22 protein-coding genes are annotated in these 24,928 nt (G+C 66.1%); 5 read left to right on the top strand and 17 right to left on the bottom strand.

Annotated features, from left to right (window positions below; all coding sequences use genetic code 11):
- Positions 1 to 346: 346 nt before the first annotated feature.
- From F7O44_RS28920 to F7O44_RS28905, 5 genes are all read right to left on the bottom strand, one after another.
- Positions 347 to 1,372: a zinc-dependent alcohol dehydrogenase gene (locus tag F7O44_RS28920; RefSeq protein WP_162453808.1), complete on the bottom strand. Its 1,026-nt coding sequence runs from the start codon at positions 1,370 to 1,372 to the stop codon at positions 347 to 349.
- Positions 1,302 to 1,544, bottom strand: a complete 243-nt coding sequence (locus F7O44_RS32205) for a hypothetical protein (protein ID WP_343073939.1) — start codon at positions 1,542 to 1,544, stop codon at positions 1,302 to 1,304. The genes F7O44_RS28920 and F7O44_RS32205 overlap by 71 nt, the downstream gene beginning before the upstream one ends.
- On the bottom strand, positions 1,426 to 1,860 hold the full coding sequence (locus tag F7O44_RS30830) for a hypothetical protein (RefSeq protein ID WP_246221573.1): 435 nt from the start codon (positions 1,858 to 1,860) through the stop codon (positions 1,426 to 1,428). Before F7O44_RS30830 ends, F7O44_RS32205 begins: the two co-directional genes overlap by 119 nt.
- Before the next feature lie 154 nt (positions 1,861 to 2,014).
- Positions 2,015 to 2,662, bottom strand: a complete 648-nt coding sequence (locus F7O44_RS28910; RefSeq protein ID WP_162453806.1) for a cupin domain-containing protein — start codon at positions 2,660 to 2,662, stop codon at positions 2,015 to 2,017.
- 164 nt (positions 2,663 to 2,826) lie between these two features.
- Positions 2,827 to 3,474 carry a hypothetical protein gene (locus tag F7O44_RS28905; protein ID WP_162453805.1) on the bottom strand — a complete coding sequence of 216 codons (648 nt, stop codon included), beginning with the start codon at positions 3,472 to 3,474 and terminating at the stop codon, positions 2,827 to 2,829.
- 493 nt (positions 3,475 to 3,967) lie between these two features.
- Between F7O44_RS28905 and F7O44_RS28900 the strand changes: the two genes are divergently transcribed.
- The 3 genes from F7O44_RS28900 to F7O44_RS28890 all read left to right on the top strand — a co-directional run bounded on the left by F7O44_RS28900 (position 3,968) and on the right by F7O44_RS28890 (position 7,863).
- Complete coding sequence (locus F7O44_RS28900) at positions 3,968 to 4,843, top strand: IclR family transcriptional regulator (RefSeq protein WP_162453804.1); 876 nt, start codon at positions 3,968 to 3,970, stop codon at positions 4,841 to 4,843.
- Between the two features lie 129 nt (positions 4,844 to 4,972).
- Complete coding sequence (locus F7O44_RS28895) at positions 4,973 to 6,253, top strand: aspartate aminotransferase family protein (protein ID WP_162453803.1); 1,281 nt, start codon at positions 4,973 to 4,975, stop codon at positions 6,251 to 6,253.
- A gap of 197 nt (positions 6,254 to 6,450) precedes the next feature.
- Positions 6,451 to 7,863 carry a helix-turn-helix domain-containing protein gene (locus tag F7O44_RS28890; protein ID WP_162453802.1) on the top strand — a complete coding sequence of 471 codons (1,413 nt, stop codon included), beginning with the start codon at positions 6,451 to 6,453 and terminating at the stop codon, positions 7,861 to 7,863.
- 57 nt (positions 7,864 to 7,920) lie between these two features.
- On the opposite strand, the gene F7O44_RS28885 is transcribed toward F7O44_RS28890, so the two are convergent.
- Positions 7,921 to 8,898, bottom strand: coding sequence for an AraC family transcriptional regulator (locus F7O44_RS28885; protein ID WP_162453801.1), 978 nt, complete (start codon positions 8,896 to 8,898; stop codon positions 7,921 to 7,923).
- A gap of 300 nt (positions 8,899 to 9,198) precedes the next feature.
- On the opposite strand from F7O44_RS28885, the gene F7O44_RS28880 reads away from it, so the two are divergent.
- Entirely contained in the window at positions 9,199 to 10,563 is a 1,365-nt protein-coding gene (locus F7O44_RS28880; RefSeq protein ID WP_222851807.1) for a tryptophanase, read from the top strand.
- Here F7O44_RS28880 and F7O44_RS32200 read toward each other — a convergent pair.
- A complete protein-coding gene (locus F7O44_RS32200; protein ID WP_222851806.1) occupies positions 10,535 to 10,822 on the bottom strand; it encodes a helix-turn-helix domain-containing protein in 288 nt (95 codons plus the stop codon). The two genes, F7O44_RS28880 and F7O44_RS32200, sit on opposite strands and share 29 nt — an antisense overlap.
- Positions 10,823 to 11,080: 258 nt before the next feature.
- Between F7O44_RS32200 and tsrT the strand changes: the two genes are divergently transcribed.
- On the top strand, positions 11,081 to 12,736 hold the full coding sequence (gene tsrT, locus F7O44_RS28870; protein ID WP_246221572.1) for a tryptophan 2-C-methyltransferase: 1,656 nt from the start codon (positions 11,081 to 11,083) through the stop codon (positions 12,734 to 12,736).
- 319 nt (positions 12,737 to 13,055) lie between these two features.
- Here the strand turns inward: tsrT and F7O44_RS28865 are convergent, their stop codons facing one another.
- The 10 genes from F7O44_RS28865 to F7O44_RS28820 form a co-directional block, all read right to left on the bottom strand.
- Positions 13,056 to 14,261: a glycosyltransferase gene (locus F7O44_RS28865; protein ID WP_162453799.1), complete on the bottom strand. Its 1,206-nt coding sequence runs from the start codon at positions 14,259 to 14,261 to the stop codon at positions 13,056 to 13,058.
- A 167-nt stretch (positions 14,262 to 14,428) separates the two neighbouring features.
- The gene (murJ, locus tag F7O44_RS28860; RefSeq protein WP_162453798.1) at positions 14,429 to 16,027 is read right to left on the bottom strand and encodes a murein biosynthesis integral membrane protein MurJ; all 1,599 of its coding nucleotides are present in this window, start codon (positions 16,025 to 16,027) and stop codon (positions 14,429 to 14,431) included.
- A gap of 5 nt (positions 16,028 to 16,032) precedes the next feature.
- Positions 16,033 to 16,890: a hypothetical protein gene (locus F7O44_RS28855; RefSeq protein ID WP_162453797.1), complete on the bottom strand. Its 858-nt coding sequence runs from the start codon at positions 16,888 to 16,890 to the stop codon at positions 16,033 to 16,035.
- The gene (locus tag F7O44_RS28850) at positions 16,890 to 17,951 is read right to left on the bottom strand and encodes a copper transporter (protein WP_162453796.1); all 1,062 of its coding nucleotides are present in this window, start codon (positions 17,949 to 17,951) and stop codon (positions 16,890 to 16,892) included. The genes F7O44_RS28855 and F7O44_RS28850 overlap by 1 nt, the downstream gene beginning before the upstream one ends.
- Position 17,952: 1 nt before the next feature.
- Positions 17,953 to 19,143, bottom strand: coding sequence for a putative cytokinetic ring protein SteA (gene steA / locus F7O44_RS28845; protein WP_162453795.1), 1,191 nt, complete (start codon positions 19,141 to 19,143; stop codon positions 17,953 to 17,955).
- Positions 19,140 to 21,146 carry a DNA repair protein RecN gene (locus F7O44_RS28840; RefSeq protein WP_162453810.1) on the bottom strand — a complete coding sequence of 669 codons (2,007 nt, stop codon included), beginning with the start codon at positions 21,144 to 21,146 and terminating at the stop codon, positions 19,140 to 19,142. Before F7O44_RS28840 ends, steA begins: the two co-directional genes overlap by 4 nt.
- Before the next feature lie 164 nt (positions 21,147 to 21,310).
- The gene (locus tag F7O44_RS28835; protein ID WP_162453794.1) at positions 21,311 to 22,225 is read right to left on the bottom strand and encodes an NAD kinase; all 915 of its coding nucleotides are present in this window, start codon (positions 22,223 to 22,225) and stop codon (positions 21,311 to 21,313) included.
- Positions 22,222 to 23,028, bottom strand: coding sequence for a TlyA family RNA methyltransferase (locus F7O44_RS28830; RefSeq protein WP_343073938.1), 807 nt, complete (start codon positions 23,026 to 23,028; stop codon positions 22,222 to 22,224). The genes F7O44_RS28835 and F7O44_RS28830 overlap by 4 nt, the downstream gene beginning before the upstream one ends.
- 4 nt (positions 23,029 to 23,032) lie before the next feature.
- Entirely contained in the window at positions 23,033 to 23,359 is a 327-nt protein-coding gene (locus F7O44_RS28825) for a hypothetical protein (protein ID WP_222851804.1), read from the bottom strand.
- A gap of 130 nt (positions 23,360 to 23,489) precedes the next feature.
- Positions 23,490 to 24,911 (bottom strand): L-fucose/L-arabinose isomerase family protein, encoded by a 1,422-nt coding sequence (locus tag F7O44_RS28820; RefSeq protein ID WP_162453792.1) that lies wholly within the window; start codon positions 24,909 to 24,911, stop codon positions 23,490 to 23,492.
- Between the last annotated feature and the right edge of the window lie 17 nt (positions 24,912 to 24,928).

The raw sequence follows: 24,928 nt of genomic DNA, 5'->3' as shown, positions 1-24,928 counted from the left end.
GATGCCACCCGCCGAGACTACCGACCAACCGAATATTTAGTGACCCCTCCACCCCACCCCAGCAACCAAACCCGCACGTCAACACCCCACTGACCCATCGATGAACACCTCAGTGGGTGAACTCGGGTCTGATGCACCGTTGGCGGTCCCTGGTCTCCTGGTACTGAGCTTGCTCTGCCTGCGGTGCGAGCTCGGAGCGGACTGACGCCTACCGGGAGCCGATGGGACGTGACGGCACGGCTCGTTCTAGTGCACGCGAAAACGGCGTCTCGCTTCGCCCTGGACCAGCCGAAGAGCAGGCGGCCATACGTCGGCGACTAGCCGTTCCTGGCCCGAGAGCCATGCGCTAGCCCTGTGCTGTGTCATTGGGCCGGACGTGGATCTTGGGCGCGTCATTGCCGACGATCCGGCAGCCGCGTTCGAGAATCCCGGCGACGTCGTCCAGTCCGATGGTGGCGGCGACCAACGGCTCAACCACCACCGCACCACTGGCGAGCATGTCAATCGCGTCATCAATGAACGCGGAGCCGCCGAGAACACCGACCACCGCAAGATCATTCAAGACGAGTCTGCCCGCGTCGAGGACGGCCATCTCCGGTGCCACGCCGAGCAACGCGATCCGCCCACCAGGCTCAACGTGCCACAACGCCTGCTGCGGCACACTCGCCGCCCCGGTGGCCTCGATCACGCACGCGAATTGCCTCGTATCAAGTTCGTCTGAGCGCACCACATCCGTGAAGCCAAGACGCTCGGCCAGTTGGAGTTGCCCCGGAATCAGCCCGGCGACGCACACCTCGCCATTCAGTGCACGCGCGAACTGGGCCGCGAGCAGCCCAAGTGTGCCCGTGCCCAACACCAGGGTCGTCGTCCCATAGGCGACATCCGCCGCTCGGACCGCACGCAGCGCACACGAGGCTGGTTCGACGAAGGCGCCCGCGGTAGCCGACATGCCATCCGGGATCTTGTGCACGGCGACCGCCGGGACGGAGATTCGCTCGGCGAGCGCGCCTGGACGTCCATCACGCACACCGATCTCCTGGCGGGATACACACAGGTGGTGCCGTCCCAATTGACATCGGTCGCACGATCCACAGCCGATGAACGTGTCTGCCGTGACGCGATCTCCCGGCCGAACCGTGGTCACATCCGGGCCGGTCTCTCGCACTGTCCCAGCCCATTCGTGACCGGGCCGAATCGGGTAAGTGGTCAGCCTCTGGTGCAAGTAGGGCATGGTTCCGGCGTAGAGCTCGACCTCGATGCCGCACAGGCCCACGGTTTCGACGTCGACCACGACGTCGGCGTCATCCGCCTGTGGTTCGTCGACCTTCTGCACGCGGCCCGCCATGGGCGCGTCGATGACGAAGGCGTGCATCACACAGATCCTGATGATCGTGTGAGAGGCATCGTGGTCCTCCCCTTTTCGAGCTAGTAAGTCGCGCGGCCCCACTCACGTCGTACACCGCCGCCGTGGAAAAGCTGCACCGATCCGATGCGAGACATGCGATCAGTGCGGCTACTTCCTCGGGCTGGCCAAGCCGACGCATCGGGATCTTCTCGAGCATGTATTCCAGGCAGCTCGGTGACACCGGGCCGGATGACGAACAGGTCGCCCGCGGATGCGGTAGCTTGAGTTTCCGAGCCGCCTGCCGTGGTGATGACCCGGTGGTCGAGCTGAGCACCGGCGAACGCGCAGCTGGTCACCTTCGGGATCACGCCATTCGGCGAAGCCGAACCGGGTCTCGGATTCATACTCTGGCCGTCCCAGGCCCGTAGCGGATTCGCGTACTTCTCCTGCTGTCCGTCAGATTCCGCGGAGAACAGACGGCAGCACACATCGACACCAGCTGACACAGCACTCACTCCGCACCGTGTTTGGCAACTGAGCTTCAGCTCACTATGTACTCCGTGAAACAAAGGCCGTCTTCGCGCTCATATTTCCGCCCGTGTGATCTCATCATGCGCTGGCGACGTAGAAACGAGCGTAGTGGTATTACCACTCAGGCCGCAAGGTTGATCACTCTGACATCAATGAGGCGAGCCGGGCGGAGTAGTTGTTCGGCTGGGCCATCATCAGCGCACGCATGATGAAGGCCTCGAATCGGGCCGCCACGCTGAGATCGTCGAGCATCGCGTCGTGCTGCTCGAGCCGGTCGAGCAGTTGACGCAAGCCCCGGCGATACAAGTCACGCCCCCGCCCGGCGCGGATGTCCATCTCCAGCTCGAAGCGCAGCGGATCTGTCAGCTTCTCGTCCAGGATCTCACTGAGATGTCGCTCGATGCCGCCCGCATCAAGCGTGAAGATCAGTACGGCACAGTCCGACGACCAATGGGTGCGGATGCGGTCTGTTGCCGACAACACCGCTGCTCGCCCTCGCTTGACAGTAGCTTGCTGGCTGTCTGAACGGATCACACATTCGCCCGAGACGGAGACCAGGATGGCGAAGATCCCGAACGGAGCGATGTCGCTGACAACCTCGGCTCCAAAGGTCATGGCGCTGACGCTCATCTCGCCAAGCGGGACGCCGTTCAGCTGGAAGTCAACCGCCGTGGAGGCTCCCACCCGCTCCAAGTGGTGCGGCCGCCAACTCCTGAACAGCGCGTCTTTGGCCTCGTCGAAGTCAGTCGCGCGGATCAGCTCGTAATCAGCAAGCGGCAGCGCCATCATCTCGACGCCATTTCAGTTGCACGGCGAAGCTCCATCGCCTATCCCCCCAGAAGCGCCCTATGCCCGGGCCAGACTTGATCAAGGATAGCCGCACATTGCCCGCACGTCACCCGTGACTTCCCTCAGGATCGAGTCTGTGGCCCCGTGCCGAATTCCGCTACTCAGCAGTCTCCCCCACACGGCCCCCACTGCCGGAAGAGACCAAAGCCGGCATCGGCCAAGGCTCGGTCATTGAGATCCACGACGTAGACGCCCTTCCACAGAAAGAACCCGACTCGTTCCAGCAGCGCCCCGAGACGCAACGCCGTCAGTTCAGCCGATATCCGATCCGGGCATTCACCGTTGAAGTCGGCGGGTGAGATCCGGCAAACCGCCAGCCGTGCCGTCTCCGAGAACCGTCCAAGTGTGGCGCCGATCAGCGGTGCAGCCAGACCATGCCCACGCCAGACCTCCGCCAGCTCGAATCCGCAGAGAATCACCATCCGCTGCATGCCATTGCTGATCTGTGCGTCCAGCTCCGGGACGAGCGTTCCGTCGTTCAGATTGAGCACCGTCTCTGCGATGTATTCGAACTCCCACTCGCCCACCTCGAGTGAATCCAGCAAGTTCCGCTCGGGGTTGAGCTCGACAACAGCAAGTCTGAAGAGCCCTACGTGGCGGCGATCCGGTGGGCAGGGATCAAGACCCCAGACGTCGGCAGAAGCGCGCCAATACTCCACCCCATCAGAGTCATCCTTCGTCTGCCACCACAGCTCCTGATTGGTGAGGGACAACTCAATCGCCAACGGATTTGCCGGGAGCTCAACCATCCCGATCACCTCGTCATCCCCGGACGACGTCTCGCGACGCCAGTCGATCGGCTCAGTGCTCGTCCACCTTCGCGATACATACCAGCTGGTTACTTCCGCGGTCCGGGGAAGCCTGCCAGCCACCGCGCAGACCCAAACCCTCGACGTATAACCCTCACCCTCTTCGACGGCTGTGATCTGGGTCTCACCCGCTGGATTACCTATCATTGTCCGCCAATGCGCAACATACGCAACCGCAAGCCCGACCTGCGCCCCCGAGGCGGACAATCGCCTGTTTCATCGTGACAACACCGCAACTCCAGCGTGACATACGTGCATGTGGCCCTTTTCGGCCGGAGGCGCCCCACCGCAGCACACCGCAGCACACCGCACCGAACGTCATTCTGACCGTGAGCCGGCGGCGGCAAGCTTCGCACTATGACTTCTAGCAGCCCAAATCCTCCAGTAGACTTCTGAAACAGTTGATCCAAAGTCCATGGATGAGGAGACGAGCATGCCACGCAAGCGCAGCCAGGGGCGGAGGGCCCCGCGACAACAGGTCGACAACACCAGGGATGAAGCCACAGGCGAAGAAGCGATCGATGTCAACGACGCCCCTACGCGGGCAAGCGTTTCCCCGGAGCTCGACCGCAACTACACCAACCGCTCCGTCGAGCGCGTCATCACCATGCTGAACCTGATGCAAGAGTCCGTCGAAGGACTCTCACTTGCGGAGATCAGCTCCACGATCGACCTCGCCAAGCCCACCACGTTCCGGTATCTCTGGACACTCGAAGCCGCCGAGTGGGTGGAACGCGACCCCAACGGGCAATACCGCCTCGGCCTCGGCTTCGTGGGTATGCAGTCACGCGCCCTGACCATCCTGCAGGAACGCGCCAGGCCATGGCTCGAGTCACTACGCAACGACACCGGAGAAACAGCCAACCTCGGCGTCCTCACCGGCAAGAACGTGGTCTACGTCGAAACCGTCCCTAGCCACCGCGACGTCCGGATGTCCAGAGACGAGGGCAGCCGTGATCCCCTGCACTGCACCGCCCTCGGCAAGGCCATCGCCTCCCTCCAACCCGAGGCTCGCGTCCGCGAAATCCTCGAGCGCACCGATCTGAGTGCACGCACCACCAACACGATCACCACCATCGACGACTACCTCGACGACCTCACCAAGGTACGCCGCCGCGGCTACGCGATCGACGACCGCGAGAACGACATCGACGGCCGCTGCGTCGCCGTCGCCGTCCACGGCACCAACATCCCCGCCGCTCTCAGCATCAGCGGGCCCGCCAGCCGGTTCACTATGAAACACATCGAACAAGCGGCGGCGCTACTCATCAACGCCGCCAACCACCTCGGAAGGAAAGAGGCCTCCTGACAGTCGCTGTGGGCGCGTGCTTGTATAGCTCCACTGTCGCGGATACGCTAATGAAACACTAGTTTCACTAGCCAGTTCGTTCGCGTGTTTCTCTGCGACCGCTGATCTTCTTTTGGCGAGGGAGCCCTCATGAGCGACGCCGTCCCACAACGCACACGTTCGAACGAGTTGCATCTGAAAGCTTGTGAGCGGACCCCCGGCGGAGTGCACTCCAACATCCGCCTCGCGGCGCCAAAGGTGTTCTTCGATCACGCCGAGGGGGCATGGCTGTGGGATGTGGACGGCAACAGCTACGTGGACTACGTGCTAGGCCAAGGCCCGAACCTGCTCGGTCATGCACCCAAGAGTGTGGTGGAAGCGGTACACGAGGTCAGCGAGCACGGTTTGATTCTCGGTGGTCAGCACTCGGTGGAGATCGTGGCCGCCGAGTCCGTCTGCAAGGCCCTCGAGTGGCCGGACATGATCCGCTTCGGCGTTACTGGCACTGAGATGGTCCAGGCCGCCATTCGCGCTGCACGTGCGGCCACCGGCCGGACCAAGGTCGTGAGATTCGAGGGGCACTATCACGGCTGGCTGGACAACATGCTCGTCGCACCACGAGACGGCGTCTGGGGTGTGGCCAGCGCCGGTCAGCTCGGCAGCCATCTCGATGACGTCATCATCCTGCCATGGAATGACGCCGAGGCGGTCGCGGAGACGTTGCGGCTTTACGGCTCCCGGACGGCGGCGATCATCATGGAGCCCGTCATGATCAACTCCGGCGTGATCGAACCGCTCCCCGGCTACCTAGAACGGGTCCGCCAGCTGTGCACCCGGTACGGCGTGGTGCTGATCTTCGACGAAGTGATCTCCGGATTCAGGCTCGGGCTCGCCGGCGCTGCCGGCTACTACGGAGTCACACCTGACTTAGCCACCTACGGCAAGGCGATGGCCGGGGGCTATGGGGTGGCGGCGCTCGCTGGCGCGGCGGAGCTGATGGCTCCGTTCGGCACCGGCGAGATTACTCACGCCGGCACGTTCAATGGCGCAGTACCGAACATGGCCGCCGTAGCGGCCACCTTGAATCTCATGCGCGACGATCCGCCCTACGATCACATCGCCGAGCAAGGCACTACGCTGATGGCCGAACTACGGACCCTCGCCGCCAAGCATGCGGTGCCGTTGCGCGTGGCAGGCCTGCCTGCGGCATTCCACATCTCATTCGGTGATCCCAACACGGTGGTTACCGACCACCGCACCCTGCAGCACCTCGACCTCGCACGCTACGAAGAGTTCGCAGGCATGCTAATCGACCACGGCATCTGGGTGGCACCGCGAGGCGTCTGGTACGTCTCGGCCGCCCACGGGCCGGATGAACTCGACGAAACCCTCGCCCGATTCGACAAAGCATTGATCAATTTGCTGAATTGAATGTCAGTTTGAGAGTCCTGGCTAGTCGCGGGGACGCCTTCCACCGAGACCTTCCGCACTCCGGGCGAGAGTTCTCGCAAAGTGGCCCAGCATTCGCATAAAACGAACTGCCGGAGGACACCTACACCTCGTACTGTCACCGCGGGAGGCTTATCCAACCCCGGAACGGATGGGCTCACGAAGAAGGTGACCAGCACATGACTGCCAACGTCCCCCCGCCGATCGGTCAGATCATCCGCTCGGCTCGACACAAGCTCGGCATGAGCCAGTACACGCTGGCCCACGAACTCGCCACCATCTCCGGCCGGCCCACTATGGGCCGCGACCGGGTAGCCCGGTGGGAACGCGGCCGGCAAGTGCCCCGCACGGAATGGCGCCTGTGGCTCTCGGCGGTGCTCAAAGTACCGCCTGAACAGCTCGATGCCGGCGCGGCAGCAGCCCGCCGGCTGAACCGCCTGGGCAACGCCGCCGGCGCCACGGCGGAACCAGAAACATCCTCGAACGGACGCCGGATGCAGGGCACTCCAGCCTTGCTTCCGGTTTTCCGCTCCCGGGTCGCCGCCGGCGTACTGGCGGCGGTCCTGCTCAACCCGACGCGGGCTTTCAGCCTGACCGAACTGGCCGATCACGCCGGCGCGTCGTTGGCTTCAGTCTCGAAGGAAGCACAGCTGCTGGCCGATGCCGGCATCCTGATCACCAGGAACGACGGAGCGATCCGGCTGACTCAAGCCGCGGCAGACAAGCCTATCCTCGGCCCTCTGACCGAACTCATCCGGCTCTCGTACGGCGTGCCGCAGGTGATCGGTGAAGAGTTCGGCCAAGTCTCAGGTATCGCCAGGATAGCTCTGACCAGCACATGGGCTGAGCGGTTCGCCGGAATTCCCGGACCGGAACCGGACAACATCCAGGTCCGGCTCACCGTGCACGACGGCGACGCACCCAGCCGGGACGCTCTGCGTTCCGCGGCTAAACGGGCCGAGAAGCGGCTGAAGCGGCCCGTGCGGTACCGGATCGTCTCCGCCACCCGGAAAGCAGGCGCAAGCGGGTCAGCCTCCCACCACCGACTCGCGCCGGGCATTCCACAGCAGCACGTGAGCACACCGGTCGTCCACGTGAGGCCAACCACCCCGCCGGATGGGTTGCCCGCACCGGCGGATCCACCACATCTCGGCTTCGAGGTGATCAACAGGCTGGTGGACGACGGCGAACTCGAGATGATCAGCGGGCAAGCCGCCGATGGCACACCCTATTTCGACCATGCATCCCACCATCTGAGCGCCGCCGATCACGTATCCACCCTGGCGCCTGCCTCCGCGTTCATCCTCGTATGCCAGAGCGCCCGGCTGATCGGCGCCGGTCTGCTCGCCGCACAAGGTCTCCGGCTCAGTGCCAGCGCCGATCGTGCCTCGGCCAACCGAGCCGTCGTCGCGCAGCTCGGCACCCAATTCGAACATCTCGAACTGCTACGACGCCGGCTGCTGACGTTGGACAACCCCATCGGGCGGGACAACCAGGTCAGCGCAGAAGACGTCGAGGCCTTGGTACCCACCGTGCGTTTTCTGTTGAAAGAAGCCTGCGACAGGGTCCACGAATTGGGCCTGTACACCTGAACACGGACCAGACCGGTCGACGATGACCACGCCATCCGCGTGGTCATCGCCGGGTCGTCATCGCCGCAGCGTTTCCGAGGGCAATTCGCCAAAGCGCCTTTTGTACTCGGCGGCGAATCGGCCGACATGGTTGAGGCCCAGCCGACGAGCGACGGTGGAAACCGTGGTAGTACCGGGCGCCGCGGCGTAGAGCTCCTGGTGTGCCCGTTGCATGCGCACGTCGGTCAGGTACGCCTTGGGGCCTGTCTGCAGTACCTCGTTGAACCCGGCTTGCAGAGTGCGCTCGCTGACGTGCGCGTACCCAGCAAGGCTCTGGACGGTGTGGGACCACTCCGGATGTGCGTCGATCATTTCTCGCGCGGTTTTCACCGGGCGAGAAGGCACGACCGGCAGCTTCTTTTCCTCGAGGAACTCAGAATAGTTGTGCCGTTGCGCCGCCAGCAGACCGGACATGAGTGTGTACTCAGCTTGACGGGCCACATACTCGTTGAATATCAGCCCTTCCGGCTGCTCGAGCTCATGGATCAGAGCGTGGCACCAGCGAACCCAGCTGGCCGCGGGGCCGTCGGTGATCCGGAACTCGGGCTCGAACACCAAGGGCTCCCACAGCGGCACCCCGAGGATGTCACGCAGATGCGCCTGCAGTGCCGTGCGCTCGATCCGGATAATGATCTGCTGGCAATCCGGAGACCAACGCTGCCGGAGATACTCGGTAGGTGAGATGACCGAACCGATAGCGGACGTGGAATACACCTCCTTGTTACCGCAGTGGACCACGCTACGGCCGGACAGCGGAATCTGAACAACGTAGAAAGTATCGAGCAAACCTGGCTCAATGTAGACGTCGCCCCCGTACCACATGAAGTTGGCGACGATCTGCCCGAGGCGATGCGAATGCATCCGGGCGTCTAGTCTGTGGTCCCTCCCTGCGAGGTCCAGCCGGTGTTCGCAGAAGATCCGTCCCACGATCTCACGGGTCTCGTCAAGATCCTGCGAACGAAACAGCTCGAAACGTTCGAGGGGCAAGGCAGCCATCAGCTTCCCCTTCTTCCTTCGCCCTACCCAGTCAGGTGCCCGGCAAGGCGCCACGCACCCCCGCACACACGATCGCCAGGTATCGGCCAGTACCCCCGTGTTGCCGTAAACCTGAGGACACGAGATCCAAGAACGGTACCGCTCTGCTGACCTGATGTCACCAATGACTACAAACGAGCCCCTATCAGACCGGTCGGTCGGCCTCCAAACTGGCCCCTGTTGCCGGGTCGTCGCATCGCGCAGACTGGTCGGAATTCCTCGCCTGATCTCCTCACATCCCGCTCGGAAAGGACCGCGACAGTGCCCGCTTTCATGGAACCGTTCCGGATCAAAGCCGTCGAGCCGATTCCGTTCCCTACCAGCGAGGAACGACGGACCATGCTGTCCAACGCTGGCTACAACCTGTTCCGCGTGCCGGCCCGGATGATCACCATCGACCTGTTGACCGACTCCGGGACCAGCGCGATGTCGGCCGAGCAATGGGCCGCTCTCTTTCGAGGTGACGAGTCCTACGCCGGAGCACGCTCGTTCGAGCGCTTCGAGTCAGTCGTCGAGGAACTCACTGGCTTCCCGGAGGTGATCCCGGCACATCAAGGACGTGTGGCCGAGCGAATCCTGCTCACAAGTGCCCTGAGCCCCGGCGACGTATCGGTCAGCAATACCCATTTCGACACCACCCGGGCCAGCGTCGAGGCGGCCGGCGCGATAGCAGTAGACCTACCAGTGGAGCAGAACGCCTCCAAACCGTTCGGCGGCGACATCGACCTCGTGGCGCTCAACGAGCATCTTCACGAGTCCGGCGTCGGCCGAGTTCGGTGTGTGGTTCTCACCATCACGAACAACGCCGGCGGCGGCCAGCCGGTATCACCGGCGAACGTGGCCGCCGTGCGCGAACTGTGCGACCGGCACGGAGTCATGTTGCTGCTCGACGCCTCGAGGTTCGCCGAGAACGCCTATCTCGTGACTCAGCGCGACCAGTCGTACGCGAACTCGGCGCCTCGTGACGTGGCACGGGCTACGTTCGCGATGGCGGATGGTTGCTGGGCAAGTCTGAAGAAAGACGGCATCGGCAACATCGGCGGGATGATCGCCGTGCGAGACGCAGATCTTGCACGCGCATGCCGCAACCGGCTGATCGAGACCGAGGGCTTCCCCACCTATGGCGGGCTGGCCGGGCGCGATCTCGACGCGCTGGCACAAGGCCTACGGGAAGTGACCGATCCAGACTACTTGCGGTACCGAGCCGAGTCGGCACGCTGGTTCGGTGACCAGCTCGCAGCGGCCGGCCTGCCAGTTGTTGAACCGACTGGCTGTCACGCCGTCTACATAGACGCGCGTCTCCTACTACCGCACATCTCCGCCCTAGCTTTCCCCGCAACTGCCTTAGCGAACGAGCTCTACCTGGCCGGTGCCATCCGGGGTTGCGATCTCGGCACACTGGTATTCGGCCGGGTCGATCCCTCCGGTGGACCAGATGTCGCGGCCCCCCGCGAACTGGTCCGGCTCACGCTTCCGAGGCGCGTGTACACGAAGAGTCATCTTGAGTACGTAGCCGAGGTGGCCGCGCGCGTCGCTTCCAAAGCCGCGGAGGTCCCCGGCTATCGAATAGTCGAACAGGCCGGCACATTACGGCACTTCACGGCCGTGTTGGCGCCACTGAGCTGACCCGGCACCTGCGAGCGTGACGCGCCAGCCGCGCGGCCACGTCCAGTCGTTCCACCGGGATCTCGAGGACATCGGCGAGCCAGTGCCGCCATGCCGGCCGCGGAATCCGCTTGCCGGTTTCCCACCGCTTCACATCGTCTCGCGTCACAGATGTCTTTCCCGATACCGCCGCGAGGCGCTCGGCAAGCTCACGTTGGCTAAGGCCCTTCCCATCCCGAGCGTGCCTGATGACGTCCCAGATGGGCTTTCCTGATTCCACCACGATTCCCTTCGTCGGAAGTGAGAACCGCCCCGCCCATCACGATAGAAATACTGGCCCCCTACAAGGCGTACAGATTCCGCAGCATTTGATCCACTTTCCGCCAGGTTCTGTGCACGGTTGCAGGACACCGGCCGCCCAGACTACTGGCTCATCAATTGGCCCCTGTGCACAGCTCGCCGAAGTGTCATGATCCTGGGCATCGTCGGCCCCGGCCCGACTTCTTCAGTGTGCCGGGCTGATCGCGAAGGAGCTGCGTTGAGCCCGAAGCTCGTCACATTGGTCAATCCGAACCTCGTCCACCCTCCTATTACCCCGTATGCGCTCGACATCTTGACGACGTCGCTGGAAGCTGCCGGTTTCGACGTGGAGGTGCTCGACCTCACCCTGCGCCGGGAGCTGTGGCGGCACGCGATTGCCCGTTTCTTCTCGAACCGTGATCCGATACTCGTCGGCGTCACCATTCGCAACACTGACACGATCTACCCGCAAGAGCAGCGCGTATTCCTGGACTCGCACCGCGACATCATCCGGGCGATCCGGCACCATTCTCATGCGCCTATCGTTGCCGGCGGCGTCGGCTTCTCGTCGATGCCGTTCGCCTTGGTCGAGTATTTCGGCATCGAGTTCGGCGTGAAAGGGCCAGGTGAAGTGACCATCGTGGATCTCGCCTCCACGCTGGACAAAGGCCGGGCGCCGACGACGGTGGCGGGCTTGATCATCAACGATCCGGTCCTCGGAGTACACCAGGCGCCCCAACCAGATGGGCGTGCCGGGCTCGGCCGTGTCTCGCTGGTAAACCGCTCTACTCCATACGCCCGCCGTTCAGGTGTGCCCCGTCGGGTCGACAATCTCGCGTACTACCGGCACGGTGGACTCGGAAACATCCTCACCAAGAACGGGTGCAGCTTCGCGTGCACCCATTGCGTCGAGCCTGACGCCAAGGGGCATCAGTTCGCGCGTCGCGCCGAAACGGCCGTGGTGGACGAAATGGAGTCTCTCACCGCGCAGGGCGTTCACGACTTACACACCACCGACAGCGAGTTCAATCTCAACATCGCCCACAGCAAGGCGGTCCTGCGTGAGATCATCCGCCGCAAGGAGTCCGACGCCTCGTCCCCCCTGCACCAGCTACGGCTGTGGATCTATGTCCAGCCCGCACCGTTCGACGAAGAGTACGCCGAGCTGCTGGCCCGCGCCGGCTGCGCGGGCATCAACGTCGCCCCCGATCACGTGCGCGATGAACTTCTCGACGGGTGGAAGGTGAGCGCAAAAGGGACCCGGTTCTACACGTTCGACGATGTGCGCCGGCTGTGCCGGCTGGCCTCCGATCACGGGATGCTCACCATGGTGGAGGCGCTGCTCGGAATGCCGGGCGAGACCGAACACACGATGCGCGCCTGCGTTGACGCCCTGCAATCGCTGGATGCGACCGTCGTCGGATACACCCTGGGGATCCGGGTGTTCCCGTACTCACCGCTGGGTCAGCGGCTGGCTGAGACGAGCGGCGGCATGTGGACCGTACCCGGTCTGCAATCCAACACCGCCACCGAACCGATCCTGCTCACGCCTGCGGCCAAATGCTCCGGACCCGTCGAGTACGAGCGACAATTCATGTTCGCGCCCTCCGGGGATTTCCGGCCGGTGTACTACTTCTCCCCGGACCTGCCCGAAGGACGTGGTCGGCTCGGCCCGAACACACGATGGCTGACCAGTCTGCAGCTGCTCTGGGACTGGGTGCCGGACAACGAACGGCACCGGGTGATGCTGCCGACCGCCCCGGGGCTGTCCCAGGAAGACAACAACTACGCCGACAACCCGTTCCTGCTACATCTGACCATACTCGGCTACAAGGGTGCCTACTGGTCCCACTGGCGCCAGCGCACAGCCATCATCAACACCGCCGTCGCCTAATTGCTCGTTTGCTTCCGCCGCCAAGCCCCGCCGCGCTATGTTCCGGGGGCCGAAGTCTGCATGGTGTGGTGGGCATGTCTGCGGTCCGGCGTACGAAACCGCAGCGTACACGGCCGCGCAACCCTCCGGTTCATGGATTCTCTCCATGGTGTGGTGGGCATCAGCGAGGGAGGCCGATGGCGAAGCCTCTCTCCGACCGAGTCTGCTGGGCAAGGAGAGGATCCATGAACCGGAGGGTCCGGGGTCCGGGGTCCGGGGTCCGGGGTCCGGGGTCCGGGGTCCGGGGTCCGGGGCGGGCTCCCAGGACCGTAGGGTCGACCTACCTCACGAGCTCGGCGTAGATCGCTGCCAGTTGCGCAGCGGTAGCGTCTTCGTCGGGCCAGTGCGCCGCCCGCTGCCGCCCACGCTCGGCGAGCTCACGGCCAAGCTCGGGCTCGTCCAGCAGCTTCGTCACCGCGGAGGCTACGGCCGCGGGCTCGCCCGGTGGAACCAGTTTGGCGTCATCGCCGACCAGCTCCGGAAGGCCACCAACGGCGGTGGCGACGACGGGTACGCCGGCTCGCATCGCCTCCTGGACAACCAGGGCCCGGGCCTCCCATGTGGAGGTGATGACGTAGGTGTCGGCCGCGGCCAGCAGGTCTGGCACGTCGTCGCGACGGCCGAGGAAGAGCACGTCGATGCGGGCGTTGTCGGCATCGCGCCGGAGCCGGTCCATCTCCGGGCCGTCGCCGGCGACGACCAGCAATGGGCGCGGCTCTCGCTGCTGCCACAGCGCGGCGGCGGCCAGCAATGTGTCGTAGTCCTTCTGTGGTGCCAACCGGCCGACCGCAAGGACCACCGGCCGGTCACCGGCACCGAACTCGGCACGGATCTGCTCACGGCTACGTACCGGTGGGGCCATGGCCGGCGCCGCCACCGGAGCCAGGCGGCTATCGCCCGCTCCTAGCATGCTGGCGCGCTCGACGAGGTCCAGAGATGCGCCGAGGGTCATGTCGGCGCGCTTGGCGGCAAGGCGTTCCAGGCTGGTCAGCACGAACCGGCGCGATGAGCTGCCCAGAACGGCGTTGTGCCACGTCGCCACCAGCGGGGTGCGGCCGGGCCGGCGGCGCCCTAGTGCCAGGCCGGTGAGCGCGGCAGCGCGGAACCCGTGCGCGTGGATGACGTCGGTATGCGGGATCAGGCTGCGTAACTGCCGCACCGCTTGGAAATCCTGGACCGGCCGGGGCCGGGTGTAGATCTCGACAGCCGTGAACGGCACGGGTCCGCCGGGGACGACATCCTCGTCGAGCGGCCGGGCCGGCTCGGAGGTGTCGCGGGGCTCTGGGCCGCGCCCTGCCCGGCCGGCGGCGGCGCCGACTCCGTTGCGAGCCGGGATGAAGCCGAAGTGCTCGCCGGTGGCCACCGGAGCGGCAACAGAGGGACGAACCCCGAGCGCAGGTAGCCGGTCGACGACGGAGCGCACGTGCCGGCCCACTCCTCCGCTGCTCGTCGACAGCACGATGGTCACGCGAATCGGCTCGGTCACTGTTTCCTCTTCCTGCGCATAGTCTCCCCCTCTACCCAGTGATCATGAACGCACCCGGCGGCGCACTGCTGTCCGGCGCGGGCTACGCCGCGACGACACCCCACCCCAACGATCACAGCGTTGTGCCGCCGTTCCGATGCCGATCACCAGATTGAGACCTTCTTGATTCATTTTCTCAACACGACCGCAAGAGCTTTGCGGTCTGTGGCCAGAATCACCAGCAGAGCGACCACAACTGCCGTCAGCGCCGACAGCACGCCCGACGTCAGGATCGTGCCGGAACTGCTGTCCGGCAACGATGCCGCGACCCACCAGCCGGCGGCGCCCCCGGCCGCCGCGCCCACGATCACGCCGGCCAGCGAGCGGCCGACTCCAGCTAGCGCCTCCCGGCCGGAATCCTTGGCCACCGCCCGCAGCAGCAAGATGCCGGCCAACGTCATCCCTGCCGAATGGGCCAGACCCAACGCCGCGGTCACGCGTTCTTCTTCCACGTTACTGGCCAGAACCACGGCCATCACCAGGACCAGCAACCAGCCGCTGGCCGTGGCTGTGGCCGCGGCCCGGCCCCGTCCACGCGCATACAATGCCCGTCCCAGATGCGCGACCAGCCCATAACCCAGCAGCCCGGGTGCGAACGCAACGAGCGCCCAGGCCATCCGTTCGATCGGCACGTCGCCATGATCGAGCAGCCCGAAGAAGGCCGCCACCGGCCAGGCCGTGGCAATCAGGACCGCGGCACCGGCACCGGACGCGGCCAGAACCGCACGAGTAGATCCCGCCAGGGTCCGCGCATAGGCATCATGATCATCGGCGGCATGAGTGGTCAGCCGGGGGAACGCCGCTGTCGCGATCGGCACCGCCAGGACGGCATAGGGCAGCAAGTAGACCATCCAGCTGTTCAGGAAGGTCACCGCACCGCCGGTGCCGGCGTGCTCGTTGGACATCAGGTATGACATCAAGTACGCGAGCTGCTGGGCGGTCAGCGTCACGATGCCCGCACCGGCCAGGCTGGCCGCCCGGCGCGCCACACCGGGCGGGAACGTCAACGTGGGTCGCAGCCCGGTGACTCGCAGCAGCATCGGCACGAAGGTGGTCAGCGTCAGGAGCAGCACACCGGTGGTGGTTCCTCCGGCGAGGATCAGTTCCGAACGACGATCCAGGGTGGCGAGATCGTTGCGGTCCCCGCCGGCAAACACTCTGGCGAAGACCACGAATGTCCCGGCCACCACCAGGCTCGACACGATGGGAGCGAGCGCCGCGGCGAGAAACCGCCGGTGTGCCTGCAACACACCCGCCGTCACGACCGCGATCCCGTACAGCGGGATCTGCGGCAAGAAGACCAGCAACATGGTGCGCCCCACCTCGGCGCCTTCCGCGCCACCCCTCCCCCGCAACATCAGCTCGACGATCGGCCCGGCCAGCAGCGCCCCCAGCAACACCACCGGCACCAGGACGATGAGCGTCCACCCAAGCAGGGCGGAGACCGTCTGCCGCACGTGCTCGGTGTCGCCGCGGCTAGCGGCAGCGGCTATCAGGGGTACGACGACGCTGGCCAGCGCTCCGCCGGCAACAATCTCGAAGACGACGTTCGGCAACGCGTTGATGGTCGCGAAGATCTCGCCCAGCACGGTCTGGCCGATTGTGGACTGGAAGACAAGCTGACGGCCGAAGCCCACCACCCTCGCGATCACGCTGATCGCGGCGATCAGCGCGGCGCCACCAGCAATACCAGCGGTGACGCCGGCCGCGACACGTCGCGCCCGCATACGGGCTACGGGCGCCGGCCGAGGCGGTCGAGATCACGAAGCACCGGCGTACCCTCGATGACCTTGGTGAAACTCACCTTCTCGCTGGCCAAGGTCAGGGCCGTCACCACGGCCAGGTGTGCCAGCCTGGCGCGGCGTCCCTCACGTGCCACCATCGCCAGCCCGAGCAGAGCGCCGAGGACGTTCGCCCCGGCATCCCCGAGCATTGTCCGCTCACCGAGATCGTCCGGCAGAGCCGCGACGGTCGCGCCAAGTGCGGCCGCACCCACCGCGCCGCCCGGGCCGGTCAGCACCAAAGGGGCGTGCAGCAGTGCGGACTTGCCCGCGCGGCCTGGACGCAGATCAAGCAGGTTCACCACGTTCGCATGGCCGGCGACGGCGGCACCCCCGACGGCAGCATCGAAGGCGTTCTCGCTCACCAATGCCGCGCCGGCGAGTCCGGCCAGACCGATAACGCCCACCTTCACCGCGCCGCTGGTGACCTCGCCGCCGCGCAGCGCGACCAGGTGCCCGCGCAACCCTTTGCTAGACGAGTCGCCGGTGAGATCGTCGTAGAGGCCAACCGCACCGACGGCCATTGCCGTGCCGACACCCGCGGCTCGAACTCCGCGGCTGGCGCCGGGTGCCAGCGCGATGCCGGCCGCGGCACCGGCTGCCAGCGCCGGTCCGGCCACCAACGACACGCTCTCACCGTGGAAATTCTTGCGCTGCCAGGTTTCGGCCGCCTCTACCGGCTGGTCCTGGCCGGGCGGGGTCGGGAGCGCCGGCGGGTGTGGCACCCAGCGTCGGGCAAGCGCCCAGGTAGCGGCTCCGGCGACGGCTGCCCCGGCCACGAGGCGCGCGGCCTGGAATACGGCGCCCATCAGTTGTTGCCTGCCTCGTCGGCCTCGTCTTCGACGTCCTCGGGGTCTTCGGGGTCCTCGTCGTCGGAGTCAGACCCGTCGTCGGTGCCGGGGTCCTCGTCGTCGTCCTCCGCATCCGAGTCCTGCACGGGAGGCAGCGCTCCGTCGGTGTCACCCACGATGCCGTAGTGTCCGGATCCGCCGCGTTGCTGCTCGGCGAGGGCGAATACGGCGGCGACGCGACCGGTCGGCAGGTCGATGACGTCCACCGTCGAGACCTCGTCGGCATCGTCTTCGACGTCGGCGCCGCGCAGCGCTGCCACGAGCCCGTTCTGCGCAGTTGCCGGTGGGCCGCCTACCACTACGCCGTCGCTGTTCGCCCGCAGCTCATCGGTCAGCTTGAGCAGCCGGGACAGCCGCTCGTCGGCGTCGTCGCCCGACACTGGGCCGGCCACGGCGACGGCCATCGTCGGTGTCGTCGACGCGTCATGTCCGAGCTGAATCATCCCGGCTTCCTCATACGCCGTGACAACCATCGTGTCGACGGTGCGGGCGGGCGCGTCTGCTTCGCCGTTCTCCGGCGAGCGGCTGAGCAACGCGGCAGCGAGTACCGCAGCGCCACGGTCGAAGCCGTTGCCGGCACCCAACTCGGTACCGCTGGAGACCATTTCGGTAGCCAGCTGGTCCAGCACCGGCTCGGAGTCTGGATCCGTCCATGCCGGCTCGATGCTGACCGTGAGATCGGCCTCCGCGCCGGCACGCTCGAGCGCCTCGCTGACCTCTTCGACGGTGTCCTCGCTGGCGCCGGGCAACGCGATGACGGCAACGCGCTCACCTTCGAGCTGATCCGACACCAGCCGCGGCGTGATCTCGTTGACGAAGGCCTCCTGGTAGGCCTGTTCTTCGTTGGCAGTCTCCAGTTGCTCGCGCAGCCGACGGTTGTCCTCGCGCAGATCACTGGTCTGATCGGTCAGGGTGTCGTCGATCGTGTCGCTCAGGGGACCCGCGCCCAGCACGATCCCAGCGGCCAGCGCGAAAAAGATCGCGATGATCGAGACGAGGTGATATCGGAAATCGATCACGTCAGAACAGTCCTCGAAGCCAGAAGGAGAATCGGTCCCACCACGAGCCCACAACATCGAGGTAGGCCTGTCCGGTGGGGGTGGAGAAGAGGGCTGCGGCCACCAACACCACGCCGGCCAGCACCAGCAGCCACAACAGACCACTGGATACCCGGCTACGATACAGCCGGCTCACGCCTTTGGCGTCGACGAGCTTGCCTCCCACTCGAAGGCGGGTCAGGAATGTGCTCGCCATACCGGACCGGCCCTTGTCGAGAAACTCCATCAGCGTGGCATGTGTGCCGACCGCCACGATCAGCTGCGCGCCTTTGTCGTCAGCGAGCAGCATCGCGATGTCCTCGCTGGTACCAGCGGCCGGGAACGGCACGCCGGACAAGCCCATACGCTCGAGGCGCCCGAGCCCGGGGGCCCTACCGTCGCGATAGGCGTGGACGACGAGTTCAGCACCGCTCTGCAAGGCGTCGTCGGACACCGAGTCCATGTCGCCGACGATCATGTCCGGCTTGAGGCCGACCTCCAGCAACGCGTCCGCACCGCCGTCGACGCCCACCAAGAGGGGCCGATACTCCCGGATGTACGGGTGCAACGCCACGAGGTCGTGCTTGTAGTCGTAGCCGCGCACGACGATGAGCACATGCCGGTCCTCGAAACTCGTTCGAACCTCTGGCACACCCACGCCGTCGAGCAACAGCTCACGTTCCCGCTTGAGGAACTCCATGGTGTTGGCGGCGAAAGCCTCCAGCTGCGCGGACAGCCCTTCCCGGGCGTCGTGCATCAGCTTGGCCAGGCTTTCCTCGGTGTGCCGGAACCCGTGCGCCACCGCCTTGCCGCCGTGTTGGGCGTCGCGGAAGATGGCGTCGCCTTCCACGCGCAGCGTCTCGCCCTCTTGGACTTCGCTGAACAGGTCGGGGCCAACGTCGTCAATTAGCGGTATACCGGCTTCGACGATGATGTCGGGGCCGAGGTTGGGGTACCGGCCGCTGACCGACGGCCGGACGTTGATCACAGCGCCGACCTCGCAGGCCACTAGCGCCTCGGCGCTGACCCGATCGAGGTCAAGGTGGTCGATGATGGCGATCTCGCCCGGCTTGAGCCGTTTGGTCAAGTTCTTGGTCCGATGATCCAGCCGGGCGGTGCCACTGATCCCTGGCAGATCGTCAGACCTGCGACGGCGCAATATGGGCATCCTCACTGCTCGAATCCTGCCATGTCCGGGCCACGAATCGCGTCTCGCCCCGCCGTATTGGCCCGGCCGGTGGTGGTGCGGGGCGAGCTGTTCTTGCTCGCCGCGGCAGCGGCCAGCAGCTCTTCGGCATGTGCCTGCGCCGATGCCGAGTCCTCTTGCCCTGCGAGCATGCGGGACAGTTCCCGGACTCGAGCGGGGTCATCCAACGTCTGAACATTGCTGCTGGTGACGCTGCCGTCGTCGGATTTGACGACGGTGAGATGCCGGTCGGCGAAAGCGGCGACCTGGGGTAGATGGGTGACGACGAGGACTTGTGCGTGCCGCGCCAGCGCGGCCAGCCTCCGGCCCACCTCCACTGCTGCCTTGCCACCGACGCCGGCGTCGACCTCGTCGAACACGAATGTCGGCACCGGATCCGCGCCCGCGAAGACCACCTCGATGGCCAGCATGAGCCGCGACAGTTCGCCGCCGGATGCGCCCTTGTCCAAGGGTCGCGGCTGGGCGCTGTTGTGCGCACTGAACAGGATCTCGATCTCGTCGGCACCGTGCGGTCCGAGTTCGCCTACGGCATCCCCACGGTCGCGCTCCCCGGCTCCCTCGTCCCTCGTCCGCCGGCTCGCTGTTCCATCCCCACGGTCACGCTCCCCGGCTCCCTCGTTCCTCGTCCGCCGGCTCGCCGTTCCACCACGAGGACGGACGTCGACCACTACCCGCGCATGCGGCATCGCCAGCGCGGTCAGCTCGGCACCGACAGCCTCGCTGAAACGCTGGGCGGCTTCGGTTCGAGCCTTGGTGATCTCCGCAGCCAGATCCGCCAGCTCGGTGCCGAGGGTGTCGCGCTCCTCCCGCAGGGCGTTCACGCGTTCGTCGTCGCCGTCGAGTTCGAGCAGGCGGCGTGATCCGCGCTCGGCCCAGGCCAGAACCCCGTCGATCGCGCTGAACACAGCCGGATCGGTGAGTTCTTCCTGCGTGCCGGGTTCTGTGGGTGGGTAGTCCTCCCCGTATTTGCGAATCAGGTCCGCCAGCAACGAACGTCGTTCCTGAACCTCGGCCAGCCGCGCCGGGTCGGTGTCGATGGCGCTGGCGTAGGACGCCAGGTCCGCGGCGATGTCGCCCAGCAGATAGGTGGCCTCGGCGAGCCGGTCAGCCAGTCCAGCCAGTTGCTCGTCGTGGCCGCGCTCATGCTCGAGTACCTGCCGAGCCGAGCCGAGAAGGGTCAAGGCGTCGAGCTCGTCGGGGCCGGTTTCGTCGGCCGACAGCCCGCGATGAGCTGCCTCCGCGGCTGTGCGCAGGGCATCAGCATGGGCAAGGCGGTCTTCCTCGGCTCGCAACGCGACGTCTTCGCCGGGCTGAGGATCCACCCGCTCGATTTCGGTGAGGCCGAACCGGAGCAGATCTGCCTCTTGGGCGCGCTCTCTGGCTCGGGTGGTTACTTCGGTCAACTCGGATTCGACCGTGCGCAGCCGCTCGTACCGGGATGTGTACCGGGCCAACGGCGTGGCCACCGCATCGCCGGCGAAGCGGTCCAGCGCCAGGCGCTGCCGCGAGGAACGTAGCAGCCGCTGCTGCTCGCTCTGGCCGTGCACGGCGACGAGGTCTTCGGCCAGCTCCGCGAGCAAGCTCGCCGGCGCGTTGCGGCCTCCGACGTAGGCCCGGGAGCGGCCACCCGCCATGACTGTGCGTCCCAGAAGAAGTTCGTCTTCGTCGAGGTCAGCTCCGGCTTCGGCCGCTCGGATGGCCGCGGGGCCGTCTGGTTCGACCTGGAGGCGACCTTCGACGACGGCTCGTTCCGCACCCGTGCGGACCGATCCGCCATCGGCACGGCCACCCATCAGCAAGCTGAGGCCGGTGAGAACCATCGTCTTTCCCGCGCCGGTTTCGCCCGTGACCACCGTCAAGCCGGGCCCAAGCTCAAGCTGAGCGTCGTCGATGACGCCCAGCCCACGGATCCGGATCTCTTGTAGCACGACAATCCAGCCTAGCCGACGCTGGCGACCTGCCGGCGCCATCCGTCGGCGCGCCGCCCTCCCCTTCAACCCGTTGATCATGGGCAGATGACACCTGTTCGGCTCCGAATAGGTGTCATCTGCCCATGATCAACGGGGAAATGGGGCGGGATACCCCACGGGGAACCGGGCCGGGATACCCCACGGAGAATGGGGCGGGGGTCGCTTTACTCGTGGCGGCGCCCGCGCCAGCCTTCGACCGGCAGGGCGAACTTCGCGACCAGCCGATCGGTGAACGGTGCGGTATGCAACCGAGCCAGCCGCACCGGCCACCGGCCCCGGCGCACCTCGATTCGCGACCCCGGTGGGAGATCGACCGGCCGGCGGCCGTCACACCACAACACCGCTCCCCCCGTCGTGGGTTGCACCGTCACCGCCAGTTCAGAGGAGGGCGACACCACAAGCGGACGGGCGAACAGGGCGTGCGCGCTGATGGGCACCATGAGCAGTGCTTCCAGGTCAGGCCAGACGATAGGTCCGCCGGCGCTGAACGCGTATGCGGTCGAGCCGGTAGGCGTCGCCATCACCACACCGTCACACCCCCACCTGGACAATGCCCGGCCATCGACCTCAGCGACCAGGTCAAGCATTCTCTCCCGGCTGGCCTTCTCAACGCTGACCTCGTTGAGGGCCCAGCTGTCCGCCAGCACGTGGCCGTCCAGGCGCACCCTGACGTCGACCGTCATCCGCTCTTCAACCTCATAGTCCCGGCTGACGACGTGATCGACCGTGTAGCTCAGGGCGTCGCGTTCCGATTCGGCCAGGAACCCCACGTGGCCGAGGTTGACGCCGAGAATCGGCGTGTTGGTGGACCGGGCTACCTCGGCGCCGCGCAGTATGGTGCCATCGCCGCCGAGCACGACCACCAGCTCGCAGCCTTCCGCGGCCTCCGGTCCGGCTTCAACATGGGTAGCCAGCGCGCTCGACATGCCGAGAAGCTCGGCGGACTCGTCAGCCAAGACGCGCACCTCGATACCATGCTGGGCGAACCGCTCTGCCGCTTCAGCGGCCACCAGCCTTGCCTCTTTGCGGCCGGTATGCGCGACCAGCAGCACCGCTCGGTTGTCACTGCTGGACGTCATGTGGGACCTTCCTCTACAGCGCGGTCGACGGCGGCTGGATCCGGCGGCGCGGCATCGGCGCGCAGCCACAAGAAATACTCGACATTCCCCGAGGGGCCGGGCAACGGGCTCGCCGTCACACCGGCCACGCCCAGGCCGAGTCCGGCGGCTTCCATCGCCACCGCGTGCACCGCCTCGGCCCGAAGCGCCGGATCACGCACGACGCCCCCCTTGCCTACTCGCTCTTTGCCGACCTCGAATTGAGGCTTCACCATCAGCACGAGGTCCGCGTCTTCGGTTGCTACCGAACGCAAGGCCGGCAACACGAGGCGCAACGAGATGAAGGACAGATCGCCCACCACCACCTCCACCGGATCACCGACCAGCCCGGCCGTCAGATCGCGGACATTCGTGCGGTCGTGAACCTCCACCCGATCGTCGGAGCGCAGCGACCACGCCAGCTGACCGTAACCGACATCCACGGCAACCACGCTCGTTGCCCCGCGGCGTAGAAGCACGTCGGCGAAACCGCCGGTCGAGGCGCCCGCGTCGAGACAGCGACGCCCCTTCACATCGAGACCGTCCTGACGGAAAACGTCGAGCGCACCGGCGAGTTTGTGACCACCGCGCGATACATAATCCTCACTAGCCGGGGCATCGATCACCACGAGAGCCACTGCGGGATCGACGGCGGTGGCGGGTTTGGTCGCCGGCATCCCCGCCACCCGTACCCGCCCGTCGGCTATCAAAGTGGCCGCGTGTTCTCGCGAACGCGCCAGCTTGCGGCGGACCAACTCGGCGTCGAGCCGACGACGTGCGGCCACCAGCTCACACCTGTCCGTCGGCCGGGTGGTCATCAATCGGTTCGTCGGCCAGCCGTTCCTGCAGCGCCTGGTGGACCCCCTCGACCACGGCCGCGTGTTCGTGGATCGGCCGCCCTTCGAGCCCGTCCAGCGTGCGCAGTGCTTGGTCGACTGTGGCGTCGCCGGTCGGTCCACCACTCGGCTCGCAATACGCACCCGGGTTGTTGTGCGTGATGTTGCCGCTGGTCATATCGTCCTCGCCGGCCGACATGCCGCGGTTCGGGTGTTCCACCGGATCGGTCGGCACGTAACCGGTCGACGGCTCGACGGAATGGGTAGGCATCTCCTGCATGCGACTAACGCTATTACGACGCGCGCGCGCAGCGCCCCCACACTCCGCGTTGATCATGGGCACATGACACCTATTCGACGCCCAATAGGCGGCAGCTGCCCATGATCAACGCGGGAAAGGGGGTGGCTGCTCAGGCAACGACCAGCGCCAGGTCGACGTAGTCGACGTCGAGCAGCCGGCACACACTGCGCAGCTCAGCGGTCCAATCGCCCGGCACGGCATGGATGTGGTTGGCGCCGAACACCGACAGGAACGCCTCGGCGGGCGCGTCGAACCTGGCGAACGCGTGCGGCCATTCCGGCGACGACGCCGCGGCCAGTTGCTCATTGGTCGCGTCGTCGTACCGCTCCACGTCGCCGAGCGTGACCTGCATCCGGTAGCGGCCGTCCAACCGGGACAGGCGGGCGAAGGTCATCCGGCCGGGGGCGGCGAAATGGCGTACGCTCGCACCCCCGGCCGGGAAATAGAACGACTCCGGCATGAACCTGGTCAGGCCCAAGTTGTCCGCCGGGTCGTCGCTTCGGGCCGCATACCAGGTGGCGTGCTGCCCGGAGTTCGCCAGATCCCACACGTTCCGGTCGGCCCAGTAGTGCCGGACGTCGGCGAACAGCACGGGTGTTCCGGACAGCCGCTTGAGAATCTGCATGGTCAGCGCACCGTCCATATCCACCTCGGTGGCGCACACGTGCGGCTCCTTCGGGCCGTCCCAGTCGTATGGGTCGTTGAGGAGGGCCTCGGCGATGTCCATCGTCGCAAAGTGGGTGGTCAGCTCGGGCTGGCCCTTGATGCCGGTGAAGTCGAGGTTCCACTCGTCGATCAGTTCCCGCATGGCCAGGTAGGAGCCGATCTGGCGCTCGAGGATCTCCGGTGTCAGCTGCTTGCCGTCGTACTCGACGCTGGCGGCATGCCGTTCAATCCACTCGCGGCCGGCCTTCAACCGCGCGGCGTCCTGCAACTCGGTGCGGCGGACGATCTCCCACTGATCGATCTCCTCCACATCGATGCCGAACTTGGCGATCCAGGTGTCGGGGTTGCCGACGGCTGTGTACATGCCCATGCTCCGCCCGCCGATCCGGCCGAAGGTGGAGCCACGCAGTTGCGCCACGGCGTGCCCGGCCCGGGCCTGCTCGGACACCCGCCGCACCAGAGCGTCGTCGCCGATGTCGCCCCATGCCCGCGAATGAGTCCGGCCGACCTGGTCCAGCGAGCCGCCGGCAGCCAGCATGCCGACCATGCCGGGGTACTGGGGGTCGATGTTGGACAAGAGCAGGATCGCTCCCGTGGTCTCGGCCGCGGCCAGGGCGGAGAAGTGCGGGAACGCCCAGACGGCGTAGTGAAAGAGGGTGAGATCGACGCGGGCGTCGGCGATGCGCCGGGCTTCCCGGACCGCCAGCTCGTTCGACGTGATGGGCTCGGCCGCCAGCACCACGTCGTGCCCTGCGGCGCGCAACCGGTCCGCCAGCCGCTCCTCCGCCTTGGCCACGAAGGTGTTGGTCTCCTCCTGGACGAAGTCCCGGCCGTCCGAGAAACTGATGATTCCGATTCGTGCCACGTCAGATCTCCTATCGT

Origin of the sequence: Phytoactinopolyspora mesophila (assembly GCF_010122465.1) — a bacterium.
GTDB classification, from domain to species: Bacteria; Actinomycetota; Actinomycetes; order Jiangellales; family Jiangellaceae; genus Phytoactinopolyspora; species Phytoactinopolyspora mesophila.
This window is presented reverse-complemented; position numbering and strand designations above follow the sequence as displayed.